Here is a 16,211-nt window from a genome sequence, read left to right on the forward strand (position 1 = left end):
TGGCCATTGGTTGACACCCTTTCAGGTTACCCAAAGGGTGGTAAATGGTGGTCTGGCCGATCGGGGGGCAGGCCGCTCTCCAATGGAGAATCCGGCCAGGGCCATCCTGCCAGGATTCCCGGCGGTGACTGAGTTGAATTGTGTATGCACTGCAATGGCACTGCCGCCCACCGAACTCGCCGATAAGGTCGATGTCGCGGCTCATGGCCACCCTCAATGAGGAGAAGAATGAGCAAGAAACTCCCCCACAAGGCCGGGACACGCGTCCTGGCCTCCATAGCAGGATTGGCAATGGCCACAAGCTTCTGCGCTCCTGCGATGGCAACCCAATCGAACACCGACGAGAACCGTTCCACCCACGCAAATCCATTCCTGCAACTGCCCGCGGAAAAGCTCGGCGGCAACCTGGCAAACATGACCGGCAAAGTCGCCGTTTATGTCCAGTTTGAAGGCGAAGGCGCCTACGAACAGACCCAGCCTGCCGCCGTCGAAAATGGTAACAAGAAGCCGGTCGACAAGCCCGCAGCGGTCAAGCAGATCCGCAAGAACATCAAGGCCAAGGCGAAAGGCGTCGTCAATTCTGTCGACGGACGGCAGCTGTACGTCACCACCAATACCCTTCCCGGCGTTGCCGTCAGCGCGGACGCGGACATCCTGAAGGAACTGGCCAAGCGCGACGACGTCGTCAAGGTCACTCCGATTGTCCCCAAAACCCGGGACAACAAGGGCGCCGTCATCGACACCGAGGCCCTCAACACCTGGGTGGAGCGGGATGTGACCGGCGAAGGCGTCACCATCGCCGTACTCGACACCGGCGTCGACTATACCCACGCATCCTTTGGCGGCCCCGGCACCGTAGAGGCGTACCAGAAGGCGCAGGCCAGCGAAACGTTGCCCGCCGACGATTCCGGCCTGCTCGATCCGGAGAAGTTCATTGGTGGCTGGGACCTGGTCGGCGATGACTACAACGCCAATCCAACCTCGCCCAGCTACCAGCCGGTTCCGAATCCGGATCCCAACCCACTGGATTGCGCCAGCGCCGGACACGGATCCCACGTCGCCGGCACCGCAGCAGGGTATGGCGTCAATGCAGACGGCAGCACCTTCACCGGCGACTACTCGGAACTGACCACCGGGGAAGTCAACGACATGCGTATCGGCCCGGGCTCGGCTCCCGAAGCGCAGCTTGTCGGCATCCGGGTCTTCGGTTGCGCCGGCTCAAGCGCCGTCGTCGGACAAGCCCTGGACTACGTACTGGACCCCAATGGCGACGGCGATTTCGGTGACCGTGCCGACGTCGTCAATATGTCCCTGGGCTCCGACTTCACTCCGACTGACGACCCGGAAAACGACATTGTCAACGCTCTGACCGATGTGGGAATCCTGTCGGTGGTTGCTTCCGGCAATGCCGGTGACGTGTACGACGTCGGCGGCGCCCCGGGCAACGCACGCTCGGCTTTGACCGTGGCCAACAGCGTTGGTTCCCAGATCACGCTGGACCGGGTCGATGTACTCGCGCCGGAGGATTTGGCAGGTCAAAAGGCCGGTCAGTACAGCGTTAACTACGACTACGCCGCAGCCACCACGGAGGAACTGACAGGCGATGTCGTGTTGGCTCCCGAAACCAACAAATTCGGCTGTGATCCCTATACGGCAGAAGAAGCAGCCGCGCTGGCAGGCCACTGGGTCTGGATCCAGTGGGAAGAGAACGGGGCATTTCCTTGTGGCTCGGGTCAGCGGTTCAATAACGCCGAAGCGGCAGGCGCCAACGGTGTCGTGCTTGATTCGCCACGGTCGGTGTTCAGCGCCGGTATCGCCGGCAACGCCACCATTCCGGGCGTTCAGCTGAACAATGAAAGCTCGGACCAGTTGCGTCCTGCCGCCGAGGCCGGAACGCTGACCGTCCAGCTCAGCCCGGAATTCCTGGGCGCGATCGCAGCCGATTCGGATGCGAAGGACACGCTCAACGCCAGCTCCTCCAGGGGCGTACACGGCAGCAACGGCGTCCTCAAGCCCGACGTCGCAGCTCCTGGCACGCTGATTGGTTCTGTGGCCGTTGGCTCCGGTGATGGTGTGGCGGTCAAGTCCGGCACGTCAATGGCCACGCCGATGGTTGCCGGTATCGCCGCGCTGGTCTACAGCACCGGCGTGACCGACGCCCGGCAGGTGAAGTCCATGGTGATGAACACCGCCGTGCACGACATCCTGGCCGGCAATGGCGTTCCCTTTGCCCCCAACCGGGTCGGCTCCGGCCGCGTCGATGCGCTGGCTGCTGTCAACACCGATGTCTATGCCTACGCTACCGAGGACGCATCGCTTGTCTCGCTCGCCTTCGGCATCATCGAGGCGGGCACCGCTCCGGTTTCGATCACCAAGAGTGTGACCGTCCGCAACACGGGTGACACCGGTCAGTCCTACAACGTCGCGTACGTTCCTGCGGTGGAGACGCCGGGTGTTGTCTACTCGACGCCGGGCAGCGTCACCGTCCGGCCGGGAGGCGAGGAAACCGTCGAGGTCACCATGACGATCGAGGATCCGGCTGCGCTGCGGCACACGCTGGCTCCGACCATGGACACCTTCCAGCTCGGACTGCGCAGGGCATACCTGTCCGACGCTTCAGGTTGGCTCGAGCTGACGGCAGCGGATGCGCCGAAGCTGCGCGTTCCGGTCCACTCGGCACCACAGCCGGTTTCGGCAATGACCGCCGGTGAAGCACTGAAGTTCGACGACGACAAGGACCTGAGCACTGACGTTCCGTTCGAGGGACGGGACCTGTACCAGGGAACCTTCACCGACGGCTCGCTCTACTCCTCGCTGGTGGGGGCCTTCGAGCTCGGGGCCGAAAGCCCGCGGCTTGCCGACGACGAGGTCGCTGTTGAGTCCTCGCGCCGGGTTGATCTGCAGTATGTTGGCGCCGGATCGAATGTTCCTGCCCTGGCAGCCGCAGAGCAGCCGCTGGACAACGCGATGATCAACTTCGGTGTCAGCACCTGGCAGAACTGGTCGGCCATGACGCCTTCGACCAGTGTTGGTGTCGAGATCGACATCAACACCGATGGCAGGGCGGACTACCTCGCCCGGACCGGCATGGCAGCCGGACTGGATCTGGTGCTGGTCTTCCTCTACGACCTGGAAACCGGAGAGCAAGTCGGCCTGCAGGTCATGAACAACATGGCCGGCAACGCGGACTTCCAGACGGAGAAGACCAACCCGTTCGACACGAATGTCATGACGCTGCCGGTTGCATTCTCCGACCTGGGCCTCAACCCGGAAGCGGCGAAGGACATCAGCTACCGGGTAGTGACCACCAGTTACTACAGCGCTGACGAGGAAGGCAACGCCGTTCCGGTCGACTCCACTGATTGGATCTCCTACAACCCGGTCCGCCCGGCTGTATGGTTCGAGCCAGGCGAGTTCGACGGGCCGGCAGACCTGTTGTTCGACGATCACGAAGGCAACGGCGTCACGGCACACCGGGCCAAGCACGTAACCGATGCGCAGGCGCTGTTCCTGCACCTGCACAACAACACCGGCGCCATTGGTGCGGGAGATCCGAACTTGTACCAGGAGGAATCGCTGAAGACCTTCGGCGGTGCCGATGGCGGCAAGGCCGAGGTGTTGCCGCTCGAGGTCGGAACCACCGACGACGGCGGTGAGGACGACGGGAACGGCAAGCCGGATTTCGTCCCTGAGCCGGCGGACCGGAAGGACCTGAAGAAGGACAGCAGGATCGACCTCGGCCTGGACGATGAGAAGTTCCCCCGCGGATCCTCCGACGTCGTCCTGGAGAACCTCGACGCCGGCGCCTGGGTCCACGTCTACCTCAAAAGTTCCAGCCTGGGATGGCACGAGGTTTCCGCGGACGGCACCGTTACGGTGACGACCCCGGAAGACACCCGCCCTGGCCGGAATAAGATCGTGGTCTTCGACGACGAGGGCGAGCTCCTCGGTTGGGACAAGATCAAGGTTGTTGGAACTCCGCCGGACAAGCTGATGGAGAAGCAGGACGGCTAAAGACCTTGGGATGGGGTAACCCAGTCTCAGGATAGATGAGGGGCCCGGGCGGTATATCCGCCCGGACCCTTCGCCGTCCGCTTCACGCCCAACAGCGACGCCGGGAAGATGAATTAAACCGTAATGTTCATGCTTCTCATTGCGGCCGCCGGTGCTAGCCTGCGAACATGAATGCACCTCAGGCGACGATTCCCGTCCTGGATATGAGCACCGCCCGGCTGGCCGATGGCAGTTTCAATCCGGAGTTCATCGACCAGCTGCGCGATGCAGCCCATCGCGTCGGCTTCTTCCAAATCACCGGCTACGGCGCCGCCGACGGGCAGGTGTCCGCACTCCTCGATTCGATGAAACGCTTCTTCGACCTGCCTCTGGAGGAGCGGCTCAAGCTGGACAACCGGAACTCCCCGCACTTCCGCGGGTACACCCGGATGGGCACCGAACGGACCCAGGGGCAGGCCGACGCCCGCGAGCAACTGGACTACTCGCCGGAGAGTGAACCCGTCGCCGAGTATCCGCAGGATCAGCAGTATTGGCTGCTCCGTGGCCCCAACCAATGGCCGGACGAGGTTCAGCCGGGGCTGCGGGAGAACGCCATGGCCTGGGCGGAACTAATGTCCAACGTTGGCCAGGAGCTGCTCTCCGCCATCGGAGTGGGTCTGGACCTACCGGAGGATTACTTCGACGAGCCGTTTGCCGGCACTCCGCACTGGATGGGGAAGCTGGTGCATTATGTCGGTGGCGTCGTTGAGGACGCCGGCAACCAGGGTGTGGGAGTCCACGCGGACTATGGTTTTGTCACCTTGCTGTTGCAGGACATGGTCGGCGGGCTCGAGGTGCGGCCGCCGGAATCTGACGAATGGCTGCCCGTGGAGCCGATAGAGGGCGCACTGGTGGTCAATCTGGGCGAGATGCTCGAAGTTGCCACCGACGGCTTCATCACGGCCACTGTTCATCGCGTCACTGCTCCGCCGCCCGGCGTCGACCGCTACTCGGTGCCCTTCTTCTGGGCTCCGCGCCTGGACGCAATCATCGACCCGGTTCCGCTCCCCCGCGGCCTACAAGCTGCGTCCCGCGGCAGAACGGACGATCCGTCCAACCCGATGCTCTCGAGCTTTGGCGCCAATATGCTCAAGGGCCGGGCGCGCGCCCATCCCGACGTCACCGAAAAGTTCCACCCGCAGTTGCTTCCCAGGTAGGACGCTCGCCCCATTGCGCCGCGACCCGCATTGGATTCTCCACACCGTCCCATCCCTCCCCTGAGGAATCGCGTTACGGATTGTGACCGGGGAGAATTTTCGTTACACGGGCCATTTGGGGTCCAATAGAGGCTGTAACCATCCCGAGCGGCCGAGAGACCTGGATCGTTGAAGCCGCAGCAACCAAGTCGTGTTTCGACACGAAAAAGGTGCTACTGCCAGGACCGATGGAGAAGCATCAGCTGAAGCAGACTCTCCCGCCCTACCCGGCGCGGAGCTATGCGGCAGGATGTGCATTCCATGGGCCGATTCGAAGGAGCCCCTGCGATGACAACGAACGAGAACTCCCCGCGGCACGTCCGCTTCAACGCCTTTGACATGAACTGCGTCGGCCACCAGTCGCCTGGACTGTGGCGCCACCCGGATGACCGGTCCGCCAATTACACCGATATCCGCTACTGGACCGAACTGGCCAAGACCCTCGAGAAGGGCTTCTTTGACGGGATTTTCATCGCCGATGTGCTGGGTACCTACGACGCGTTCGGCGGCAACCGCGACGCGGCGGTGCGCTCCGCCGCCCAGACACCGGTCAACGATCCTGCACTGCTCGTCTCTGCCATGGCCCTCGTCACCGAGCACCTTGGCTTCGGCATCACCGCCGGCACCGCCTACGAACATCCGTACCCGTTTGCCCGCCGGCTCTCCACACTGGACCACATCACCAATGGCCGTGTCGGCTGGAACGTGGTGACCGGTTACCTGCCCTCCGCGGCCCAGAACCTGGGCGCGAAGGACCAACTGGAGCATGACGAACGGTACGACCACGCCGATGAGTACCTTGAGGTCATCTACAAACTGCTGGAAGGCTCCTGGGAGGACGACGCCGTCGTACGCGACCGCGAAACCGGCGTCTTCACCGACCCGGACAAAGTCCACAACATCGTCCACGAGGGCAAATACTTCAACGTCCCGCTGAGCCACATCAGCGAGCCCTCACCGCAGCGCACTCCGGTGATCTACCAGGCCGGCGCATCCCCCCGCGGCATCGAATTCGCCGCCGGGAACGCCGAGGCGATCTTCGTCGGCTCCCCCACCAAGACCCGGCTGAAGGAAACCGTGAAGAAGATCCGCGACGCCGTCGAAGCCGCGGGCCGAGACCGGCATTCGGTGCGCATCTACACACTGCTGACCATCATCACGGACGAGACCTCGGAGAAGGCAGACGCGAAGCACCAGGATTACCAGCAGTACATCAGCAACGAAGGGGCGCTGGCGCTGATGTCCGGCTGGATGGGCGTGGACCTGTCCGGCCATGACCTGGACGAGCCGATTGGCAATGTGGATTCGAACGCCATCCAGTCCGCGGTGACGAACTTCCAAAAGGTGAACGACGATGGCACGCCGTGGACCCTGCGTGACATCGCCGAGTCGGCGGGCATCGGCGGCTTGGGTCCGCGCATGGTCGGGTCCGGAGCGGAAATCGCCGAACAGTTGATTTCCTGGGTGGACGAGACCGACGTCGACGGCTTCAACCTTGCCTACGCCATCACCCCCGGGACTTTCGAGGACGTCATCGAATTCGTGGTGCCGGAACTCCAGAAGCGCGGCGCCTACCCCACCGAATACGTCGAAGGCACCCTGCGGAACAAGCTGTTCAACAAGGGAGACAAGCTGCCCGACGAACACAAGGGCAGCAGCTTCCGGATCGGAAGTGCGGCACTGGCCCACTAGGTACGGTTCGGGCGGCGCATTGTTGTGACGCCGCCGCATTGCTACCGTCAGAGCATGCGTATTGCGATCGTAGGGGCTACCGGAAACGTCGGGACGGCGCTGTTGCGGCGCTTCAAGCAGGCAGCAGCAGAGTACGACGGCGAGGTGGAGCTGGTCGGAATAGCCCGGCGGCTGCCGGACGGGAAGGCAGAACCGTACGACGGCGTCACCTGGGTTCGGCACGACGTCGCCTCGGGCGGGCACGCAGAGCTTGTCGACGCACTCAAGGGGTGCGACGTCGTCGTACATCTTGTCTGGGTGCTGCAGCCGAACCGGGACGAAGAAGCAATGCGGCGCATCAATGTGGGCGGCACCGCCAATGTGCTCGCTGCCGCCGCGGAGGCCGGTGTTTCACAGATCGTTTGCGCCTCCTCGCTGGGTGCCTACTCTGCCGGGCCGAAAGACCGGCTCGTGGACGAGAGCTGGCCGACCGATGGGATCGAGTCTTCCCACTACAGCCGTTTCAAGGCCGAACAGGAAGCACTATTGGACGATTTCGAGGCGGAACACCCGGACATCACCGTCTCCAGAATCCGCCAGGCACTGAGTTTCCAGGCCGAAGCCGGCAGCCAGATCGCAGGCTACTTCATCGGATGGCTTCCTACGCCGTCCATCCACCGGCTGCGCATCCCGGTATTGCCATTTCCCGCCGAATTCATCTTCCAAGCCGTACATGCCAACGATCTGGCTGACGCGTACTGGCGCGTCATCGATCAGCGCGCCGCCGGAGCATTCAATATCGCCGCTGACCCGGTGCTGGGCCCGCACGCCATCGCCGCATTGGTTGGCGCCAAACGTTGGCTGCCCGTTCCCGCGTCGCTGGTGCGTGCCCTGGTCCAGGTTGGCTGGAAGCTCCGGCTGGTGGCGCTCGATCCCGGCTGGATCGATATGGCCCGCGGCGCGCCTCCGATGGATACCACCCGGGCACGATCGGAACTGGGCTGGTCCCCGAAAGTGGATGCGCTCTCCGTGATCCGCGAGCTGCTGGAAGGGATAGGCACCGGGCGGTCGATCGATGCTTCGCCGAGCATGGGATCGCGCTCCAAGCGGGCAGCCGGCCATGACCGCTGAAACACCAATAACCATCACCGCCGGAGACGACACCGTCTCAGGCGTCTACGCGCGCCCCGAGTCGCCGTTCGCCACCATCGTCATGGCCCACGGGGCCGGAGCCGGCATGGACCATCCCTTTATGTCCGGCTTCACCCGTGCCATGAGCGACGCCGGTGCTGCCACCCTGCGCTTCAACTTCCCGTACCGGGAAGCCGGCAAGAAGTTCCCCGACAAGCCTCCGAAAGCCATCGCCACCTGGCGGTCCGTCATGGAGGAAGCCGCCGCCCGTTCCGAGGGCGAACCATTGTGGGCGTCCGGCAAGTCTTTCGGCGGACGGATGGCCTCAATGGCGGTGGCGGAAGGGATGGTGGCCGCCGGTCTCATCTACCTCGGCTATCCGCTGCACCCACCGGGCAAGCCGGAGAAGATCCGGGACGAACACCTTTACGGCCTGACCGTGCCGATGCTCTTCCTGCAGGGAACCCGCGACCCCTTGGCCAGCACGGACAAGCTGGAGCCGGTCGTGGCCGGCATTGGACCAACCGCAACCCTTCGTTGGTTCGAGGGAGGCGACCATTCCTTCAACGTTGCAGGCAACAAGCGCCCCGCTGAGGAAGTCGGAGCCTCGCTGGCCGGACCCGTCGTGGAGTTCATCCGCGCCCGAATATGCCTCTGACCTGCGCGTTGTCCGTAGACTCCTGCAGTCTGGCCTTAAGGTTGAGCCGTTGGATGAGAACGACGATGTCTCCCACCCGCCACTCCGGAAAAAGTGCCCTCCGGCGAACGCCTCCTGAACTGTTTCCAGATCGAGGCCGATCAGGGAACGGATGAAAACGGTTGGCCCGGTTCTCGTCGGCCGTGTGTTTGTCGTCGAGGCGGCGTAGGAATAGCAAGTAGGTGATCTGCTCGATCACCTCCAGCGGATTGGAAATGCCGCCGGACCAGAAGGGGTTCCATACGCCATTGACTTGGCTGTTGAGTTCCCCGGTAATCACATGGTTCAACTTAACCGCTGCCAACGACAGCGAAGACACGGCCAGCCAAGCTTTTTGTTGATCAATCACGGTATCGGGACAGGAATCTTTATCTGTCGGTACCAGTCGATAGATTGGACCTGTGAGTGTTCTCCGCACGGCCATGGTCGCATCCCGGCTTCAGAAGGACGACCCTGCTTGGATCATGCTGCGTGGCAGGAACGCTGCCGTCGCCGTCGCCATACTAGGACGGCATCTGGGCGCCGAACAGCGTCGGCTCGCCGCACCGGTGCTCTTCGACAGGATCGAGGAGGATCTCGAGGAGCTGCGGGGCAACGGGTTAGACCTACCGCAAACAGCCCAGGCCTACTGCGCCGACTGGCGCAACGACGGCATACTCATTCGGCGAACTGCCGACAGAGCCAGGGAAGAAACACTGGAACTGTCCGAGGGCGCCCTAACCGCCATCCGCTTCGTCATTCAATTGGCCGAACCTCGCCCGACCGTCACCGAGTCAAGACTGGCCACGATCCTGGATCGGTTGCGCACCCTCGCCCGGGACACGGACCCCGACGTCGAGACCCGGCTGGCCGCGCTACGCGCCGAACGCGACCGGATCGATGAGCAGATCGACCGGGTCCAAGGCGGCGACGTCGACGTCCTGCACACCGAGCAAGCCGTCGAGCGGATCCGCGACATCCTCTCCCTCGCCGAAGAGGTGCCCGCCGATTTTGCCCGCGTCCGGGCGCAAATGGAGTCCCTCAACCGGAATCTGCGTGAACGTCTCATAGAACAGGATGGGCCGCGTTCATCCGTGCTGGAAAACATCTTCCGCGGTGTGGACCTGCTCGCTGAGTCCGAGGCCGGCCGCAGTTTCTCCGGCTTCTACGCCTTGCTGCTCGATCCTGAACACGGGCTCGAATTCGAGGACAGTGTCGCGGGCATCATGGACCGCGACTTCGTCGAACAGTTGTCGCCAACCCAGCTACGCGTACTGCGGCGGCTGTTGCCCACGTTGCAGGACCGAAGCTCGGAAATCCATGCCGTGATGACCGCCTTCAGCCGGAGCCTTCGCCGCTTCGTCCAGAGCCAGCAGTTGCAACACGAGCGGTTGATCAGCCGCCGGTTGCGCGAGGCTCTAGGCGAGGCCATGTCGACGTCGACGCGGGTCAAGCCCTATGTGAAAACAGATATGCGGCTGGACTTGACCAGCGTTCCGCTCGATTCCGTCGCCTCCTTGAACCTGCACAATCCGGCCGATTTCGAGGCCGCGCAGGACGTCGTCGAACACGCTGCTGCCCCGGTCGACGTCGAGGAGCTTCGCGCGCTCGCACGGGCTTCCGAGATCGACATGGCCGAACTTGAGGACAACGTCAACGCAGTGTTGGTCGAACACGGAGCCGCTACGATTGCCGAGGTGCTCGATTGGCATCCGGCCACCCAAGGCGTGGCCAGCGTCGTCGGCCTGCTGGTGCTTGCTGAAGAGCATGCCACTGCCCTGGACGGGCGCGAGGACGTCACCTGGGAATCCAGCAGTGCGAACGTCGGCGTCAGCAAACCAAACGGTCCCCTCGATGCCGTGGCAACGGCCCCCCGCCGCGGGACGGTTGGCCGCTACCTATTCAGCGAAAGGATCGAGACATGACTGAGCCGCATACCGAGCCCATGGGCGCCCCTCCAAACGCCGGCACCGATCCGGAGGCCGCAGTGGGCGGATCCGCCGCCGGACTTTGGGATGGCGACACTGGCACCCTGCGCGAAGCCTCCCGCCGAACGCTCGTACAACTGTTGCGTGGGCCCTATCTGTCGGCGGCACGGCACCCGAACCTCTGGTCGGCGTTGCTGGCCGACGAGGCGGAGATCCGTGCCCGGCTGGCCGACATGTTCCTCGAGCTGGTCGCCGACCACGAGGCCCAAATTGCGTTTGTACGCAACGCCGGTGCCGACGTCGACGCACCGAAAGTGATACGCACAGCAACGCTGACATTTCTGGACACGGCACTGCTGCTGCATCTGCGACAGCAACTGCTGCATGAGGCCTCCGGCGCCAAGGCCATCGTCGGTGCGGACGAGGTGGCCGATCAGTTGCAGGTCTACCGCGGCAAAGACAACGCTGACCCAGCCGGATTCGCCAAGCGAATCAATTCGTCCTGGCAAAAAATGGTTAAGTACGGTCTGCTTGCGCCGACCACGACCGAGGGACGGTTCGAAATCTCACCGGTGTTGCGGCTGGTATTCGGGCCCGATGAGATCGCTGCCGTGCGGGCAGAATACCGCCGTTTATCGGAAAACGCGGAGGGCGACGAGCCCGAAGTTGTTCTTGAACCGGGCAACGGGGCCGGCGATGAGCAAGACGCTCCCGACGACGAGAAACTGTCTGAGCCGGATGGCACCATGGCAGGGGAAGGGCCCGCAGAGGCCACCGACACGGACGAGCACGGGGAGAGACCATGACCGGTATCCGTAACGGACAGTGGCGGCTGGACCGAGTCGAGGTACTAAACTGGGGCACTTTCACGGGGCACCACGCCGTCGACGTCGCGCGGATGGGATTCCTCGTCACCGGCAGTTCCGGCTCCGGAAAGTCCTCGCTGGTCGATGCTGTCTCCGCAGTGCTGACCCCGAGGGGCAAGCTGCGGTTCAACGCCGCCGCGCAGGATACGGCGGCACGGGGTGAGGACCGCAGTCTCGTTAGTTACATGCGCGGGGCGTGGCGTCGCAGCGCTGATGAAGATACCGGCGAGATCTCCAGCGACTATCTGCGCCCGGGCGCCACGTTCAGCGGCATACTCTTGCGCTACACCGACGGCACCGACAATAAGCCAGTGCTCCTGGTCAAGCTTTACCACCTCCGCCGCGGGGCCACCACTTCGGCAGAGGTACAGGAACTGAGTCTGCTCTTGCAGCAAGAAGCCGCGCTGACCGACTTTGTCGAGCACATGCGCAATGGCGTTGAGCATAGGCGGATCCAGTCTGCCTGGCCGGATGCATTGGTGACGTCGAAGCATTCGGCATTCGCCAACCGGTTCTGCCGGTTGCTGGGGATTTCGGGAGACAACGCGGTCCTCCTGTTGCACAAGACACAGTCCGCCAAGTCTTTGGGTAATCTTGATGACCTGTTCCGCTCCTTTATGCTGGACGCCCCTAAGACGTTCAAATTGGCGGAGAATGCCGTCGCGCAATTTTCCGAACTCTCGCAAGCGCACCGGTCCGTTGTTGAAGCGCGACGCCAACGCGATCATCTCCACGAACTTGAGGAACCAGTTCGCACTTTCGAAGCGGGCACAGCGGATGCCGCGGACGCCACCTCTCTTAACGACGTCATACCCGCCTTCAAGGACGAATGGAAACTGCGGTTGGCCCGCAACGCCCGCGAAACCGCAGCAGAGGTGCTGCTAACCGCGGAATACGCCGCCAAACGGGCCGAGGGGAAGAGCCGGGACTGTCAGGATGCGCATTCGCTCACGCGCCGGCAGGTCGAGGAAAGTGGCGGATCGGCCCTGCAACAGCAGCGCGAACGCATAGAATTGGCCAATGAGAGGCTGCGGGACGTCCAGCGGCGACGGGCCGACATCGAAGGCAGGCTGACCGACGTCGGCGTCGACTTCCCCGACTCGGTCGCCGCCTACGAGGAACTGCGGACCGCATCCCGCGATGAACGCTCAGGTTTGGAGGCCGCCGGCGAACGGGCCAAAACGGAGCTGATCGCCGTCCATGACAAACGCGCCGATGCGGCCGCCCGGCAGCGGAACCTCGAGGCGGATCTGGAGGCACTACACGGCAAGCGTTCCAACCTCGACCGCCGGTTGCTCGATGCCCGTCACCTCGTTGCCAGCCAGGCGGGACTGCCGGAGGCATCGCTGCCATTCGCCGGGGAGTTGTTGCAGGTGCTGCCCGAATTCGCCGACTGGAGCGGTGCCATCGAGCGGGTGCTCCGTCCGCTGGCCACAGTCATGCTTGTTCCGGCGACACACCTGCCCGCCGTGCGCGACGCCGTCGACTCCGTTCACCTCGGCGCCCGGTTGGTTTTGGAAGAAATTCCTGCCCGCGTCGAAGCGCCACGGAAAACTGATGCGCCGTCGTCGTTGGTCCATCGCGTTCAGGTCGCGGATTCCCCGATGGCCGCCTGGCTGCACACGGAACTGTCCCGTCGGTTTGATTATGCATGCGTGGACTCGCCGACTGATCTTGGGCGCCATGAACGCGCGGTGACCCGGGCCGGACAGGTGAAGCGCTCCCGCACGCGGTACGAGAAGGATGACCGGCACAAGGTCGACGACCGCGGCAACTGGTATCTCGGTTTCGATACCGAATCCAAGCTGGAGCTCCTCATCGAACGGCTCAAGGCGGTGCGCGCGGAGGTTGAGGACGCCCGGGTCCGAATTGACAAAGTCGAATCCATGCGTGGCGCCGCACAGGCGAGGGCCGCCGCCCTCGAGCAGCTGGAGCATCTCGGCTGGGAGGAAATCGACGTCGACGCCGCCCATGCCCGAAGCGCCGAGCAGACCCGGCAACTTGAGACCATGCTCGCAGCAAGTGCGGACCTACGCCGCGCCCAAGACGCCGAGCAGGAAGCCGCTGGCCGCCTCGAGACAGCCCAGGAGCTGGAAAAGGAACGGCGGCAAGAGCGCGCCGAAGCTGCGGCAGCGCTGAATGCGTTGGACAAGACTATCGCCGGGCTGCAGGAAGCGGCCGACGTCGAACCTGTCGCCGCGGCACCCCGCACCCGCTTGGAAGAGCTGTTCCTGGGACACCGGCGGAAGATGTCGCATGAGGTGATCGACGACATCGCCTTCAAGGTCGGGAACCAGCTCGCCGCTCAGGAGAAGGAAGCCAGGACCCGCGCCGAGGCTGCCGCCCGGTCCTTTGCGGCCCGGGCACAGGAATTCCGCCAGCTGTGGCCGGCCGTCACGGCGGACCTGGAACCGGCTGTCGAGGACCGTGCGGGATACCTTGAGATTCTCTCTGGGCTTATCGCGGACGGGCTGCCGACGTTCGAGAGCCGGTTCTTCGACCTGCTCGAGCAGCAATCGCAGCAGAATGTCGCCCAGCTTGCCGCCGAGATCCGGCGGGCTCCGGCGGAGGTGCGGGAACGCATCGACCCAGTCAACCGCTCGCTGCGCCGCTCCGTATTCGACGCCGGACGCTACCTGAAGATCTCGGTGCGGGAGAACCGCGGCGAACTCGGCAGGCAGTTCCTCACCGATTTGCAAGATATCGCCGCCGGATCCTGGGCCGCCCCGGATCGCGACGCCGCGGAAGCGAAATTCGAAATCATGCGTCGGATCATGGACAAACTCGCCTCCAGCGAACCCGCGGACATGTCCTGGCGTAACCACTGCCTGGACACGCGCCTGCATGTGCGGTTCACTGCCACCGAAGTGGATGACGCCGGTGCGGTGGTCAACATCCATGATTCGTCCGCAGGGCTGTCCGGCGGGCAACGGCAGAAACTTGTGACCTTCTGCCTGGCTGCGGCGCTGAGATATCAACTTGCCGGCGAGGACGAGGATATTCCACGGTACGGCACCGTCATTATGGACGAGGCCTTCGACAAAGCCGACGCTAGGTTCACGAAGATGGCCATGGACGTTTTCCGTGAATTCGGCTTCCACATGGTGCTGGCCACTCCGCTTAAGCTGTTGCGCACGCTCGAGGACTATATCGGCGGAATGGCGGTGGTCACCTGCAAGGATTTCCGGTCCTCCAGCATCGGCAGCGTGGACTTTGAGACCGACGACGATGATGTGGTCGAAGGGGACAACGAGGCGAACGAAACGGCGCCGATATCTAAGGATCCTCAGGGCGAAGCGGCTCCCTCAGATCTTGAGAAGGTCGGCACGCTCTGGTGAGCCCTTCCCACGTCACACCCTATGACGCGCGCGCCCAGGCACGGAAGAAGTACGACCGCTATGCCGGCCGGTGGGCCGCGGCTGCCGCAATTTCTGCGCACCGCGCCTCGATAACCGGTCACCTTGGTATGGGCCTACCGGTATTGGCTCCTTCGCCCGGGAGCGAGCCGCAGGCGGACCGGTCGACCGAGGGCGCCCCCACGTTTGTGCTGCCGCTGCATCCACCCACTGAACGACAGGTCCTCGCGGACCAACAGATGGCGATCGCGTGGGTTCAAACCTGGGAATCCGAGCCGGAGGAGTACGTTGTTTGGGGCGGGCGCCGCTGGGCCAGCCTGGGCTCCCAACAGGTGCCGGAGCGGCTTATCCTTCCCGCCCCAGCCGACGTCGCCCGATTTGCGGACCGAAGCCGGCACTGGGCCAAACTCGCCACTCGGTTCGCCCGCCTCGCCTCAGAATGCGCGGCAGACGTCATCGGTTTTGCAGACGCCCTGCCACGCAACGACCGGGAGATTGCGGCGATGGACGAGGCGGATTTCAACCGCCTGCTCGGTGTCCTGGGATGGCTTGCTGAACGCCCGGACTCCGGGCTGTATATCCGCCAGTTGCCGATCCGGGGGGTGCATTCCAAGTGGGTCAGTGCTCACCGCGGATTGGTCGAGCGGCTGCACCGGGCAGCTACCGGGCACCATGGGCTTGGTTTGGCCACCAAACCGGAACTGGTTCGCGCCCGATTCCTCGACCCGGATCTGGCACCCGGCGGTCTGACTGATATCTCCGTGCCACTCGAACAGTTGGCGGCCATGAATATTGAGCCAACAACAGTGTTCGTCTTTGAGAATCTCGAATCGGTACTGGCGATGCCGCCTATGGATGGTGCCGTCGTCATCCACGGTTCCGGATACGCCGTCGACCGGCTGGCCCGCGTCCCGTGGGCCGCAGATCGACGGATTATCTACTGGGGCGATCTGGACAGCCACGGCTTCGCCATCCTTAACCGGCTGCGTGCCCACGGGCTCGACGTCACCACGGTTTTGATGAACCTCGAAACCCTCTATGCGTACCGGGACCTGTGTGTGGTCGAGAGCCGACCAGCCACCGGTGACTTGCAACACCTGCTGCCTGCGGAGCGCGATGTAGTTGCGGAGTTGGCGAAACATGGCCACCTGCGACTCGAACAGGAGCGTCTCGACTGGCCACATTGCTTGGACGTGCTGACCAGTTCCAGTCACCGGCCTTACCCACTACACCAGCGATAAGTGACAAGAGTGATCGGCACCGAATCGCTGCTGGACCCGTTGTGGAGTTCATCCGCGCCCACAGGTGAGCATCTCTACAATGCAGGACCAGTC

Annotated in this window: 10 protein-coding genes and 1 riboswitch; of the genes, 9 read left to right on the forward strand and 1 reads right to left on the reverse strand. The window is 63.6% G+C overall.

Going from position 1 to position 16,211, the window contains the following annotated elements; all coding sequences use genetic code 11:
* The first annotated feature begins 228 nt into the window (after positions 1 to 228).
* From ACX80B_RS16385 to ACX80B_RS16405, 5 genes are all read left to right on the forward strand, one after another.
* A complete protein-coding gene (locus ACX80B_RS16385; protein ID WP_459298094.1) occupies positions 229 to 4,014 on the forward strand; it encodes a S8 family peptidase in 3,786 nt (1,261 codons plus the stop codon).
* Positions 4,015 to 4,181: 167 nt separating this feature from the next.
* The gene (locus tag ACX80B_RS16390; protein ID WP_459298096.1) at positions 4,182 to 5,210 is read left to right on the forward strand and encodes an isopenicillin N synthase family dioxygenase; all 1,029 of its coding nucleotides are present in this window, start codon (positions 4,182 to 4,184) and stop codon (positions 5,208 to 5,210) included.
* A gap of 135 nt (positions 5,211 to 5,345) precedes the next feature.
* A riboswitch (SAM riboswitch) is annotated at positions 5,346 to 5,444 on the forward strand.
* 93 nt (positions 5,445 to 5,537) lie between these two features.
* On the forward strand, positions 5,538 to 6,941 hold the full coding sequence (locus ACX80B_RS16395) for an LLM class flavin-dependent oxidoreductase (protein WP_459298098.1): 1,404 nt from the start codon (positions 5,538 to 5,540) through the stop codon (positions 6,939 to 6,941).
* A gap of 54 nt (positions 6,942 to 6,995) precedes the next feature.
* Positions 6,996 to 8,051: an NAD-dependent epimerase/dehydratase family protein gene (locus ACX80B_RS16400; protein WP_459298100.1), complete on the forward strand. Its 1,056-nt coding sequence runs from the start codon at positions 6,996 to 6,998 to the stop codon at positions 8,049 to 8,051.
* Entirely contained in the window at positions 8,041 to 8,709 is a 669-nt protein-coding gene (locus ACX80B_RS16405; protein ID WP_459298102.1) for an alpha/beta hydrolase family protein, read from the forward strand. Before ACX80B_RS16400 ends, ACX80B_RS16405 begins: the two co-directional genes overlap by 11 nt.
* Here ACX80B_RS16405 and ACX80B_RS16410 read toward each other — a convergent pair.
* Positions 8,684 to 9,097, reverse strand: a complete 414-nt coding sequence (locus ACX80B_RS16410) for a type I restriction-modification system subunit M N-terminal domain-containing protein (RefSeq protein ID WP_459298104.1) — start codon at positions 9,095 to 9,097, stop codon at positions 8,684 to 8,686. The two genes, ACX80B_RS16405 and ACX80B_RS16410, sit on opposite strands and share 26 nt — an antisense overlap.
* Before the next feature lie 52 nt (positions 9,098 to 9,149).
* Between ACX80B_RS16410 and ACX80B_RS16415 the strand changes: the two genes are divergently transcribed.
* From ACX80B_RS16415 to ACX80B_RS16430, 4 genes are read left to right on the forward strand one after another with little or no spacing between them, the layout of a single operon-like run.
* Positions 9,150 to 10,652, forward strand: coding sequence for a DUF3375 domain-containing protein (locus ACX80B_RS16415; protein WP_459298106.1), 1,503 nt, complete (start codon positions 9,150 to 9,152; stop codon positions 10,650 to 10,652).
* A complete protein-coding gene (locus ACX80B_RS16420; protein ID WP_459298108.1) occupies positions 10,649 to 11,461 on the forward strand; it encodes a DUF4194 domain-containing protein in 813 nt (270 codons plus the stop codon). Before ACX80B_RS16415 ends, ACX80B_RS16420 begins: the two co-directional genes overlap by 4 nt.
* Entirely contained in the window at positions 11,458 to 14,859 is a 3,402-nt protein-coding gene (locus tag ACX80B_RS16425; RefSeq protein ID WP_459298110.1) for an ATP-binding protein, read from the forward strand. The genes ACX80B_RS16420 and ACX80B_RS16425 overlap by 4 nt, the downstream gene beginning before the upstream one ends.
* Positions 14,856 to 16,118, forward strand: coding sequence for a Wadjet anti-phage system protein JetD domain-containing protein (locus ACX80B_RS16430; RefSeq protein WP_459298112.1), 1,263 nt, complete (start codon positions 14,856 to 14,858; stop codon positions 16,116 to 16,118). The genes ACX80B_RS16425 and ACX80B_RS16430 overlap by 4 nt, the downstream gene beginning before the upstream one ends.
* Positions 16,119 to 16,211: the final 93 nt, after the last annotated feature.

This window comes from Arthrobacter monumenti (genome assembly GCF_054511255.1).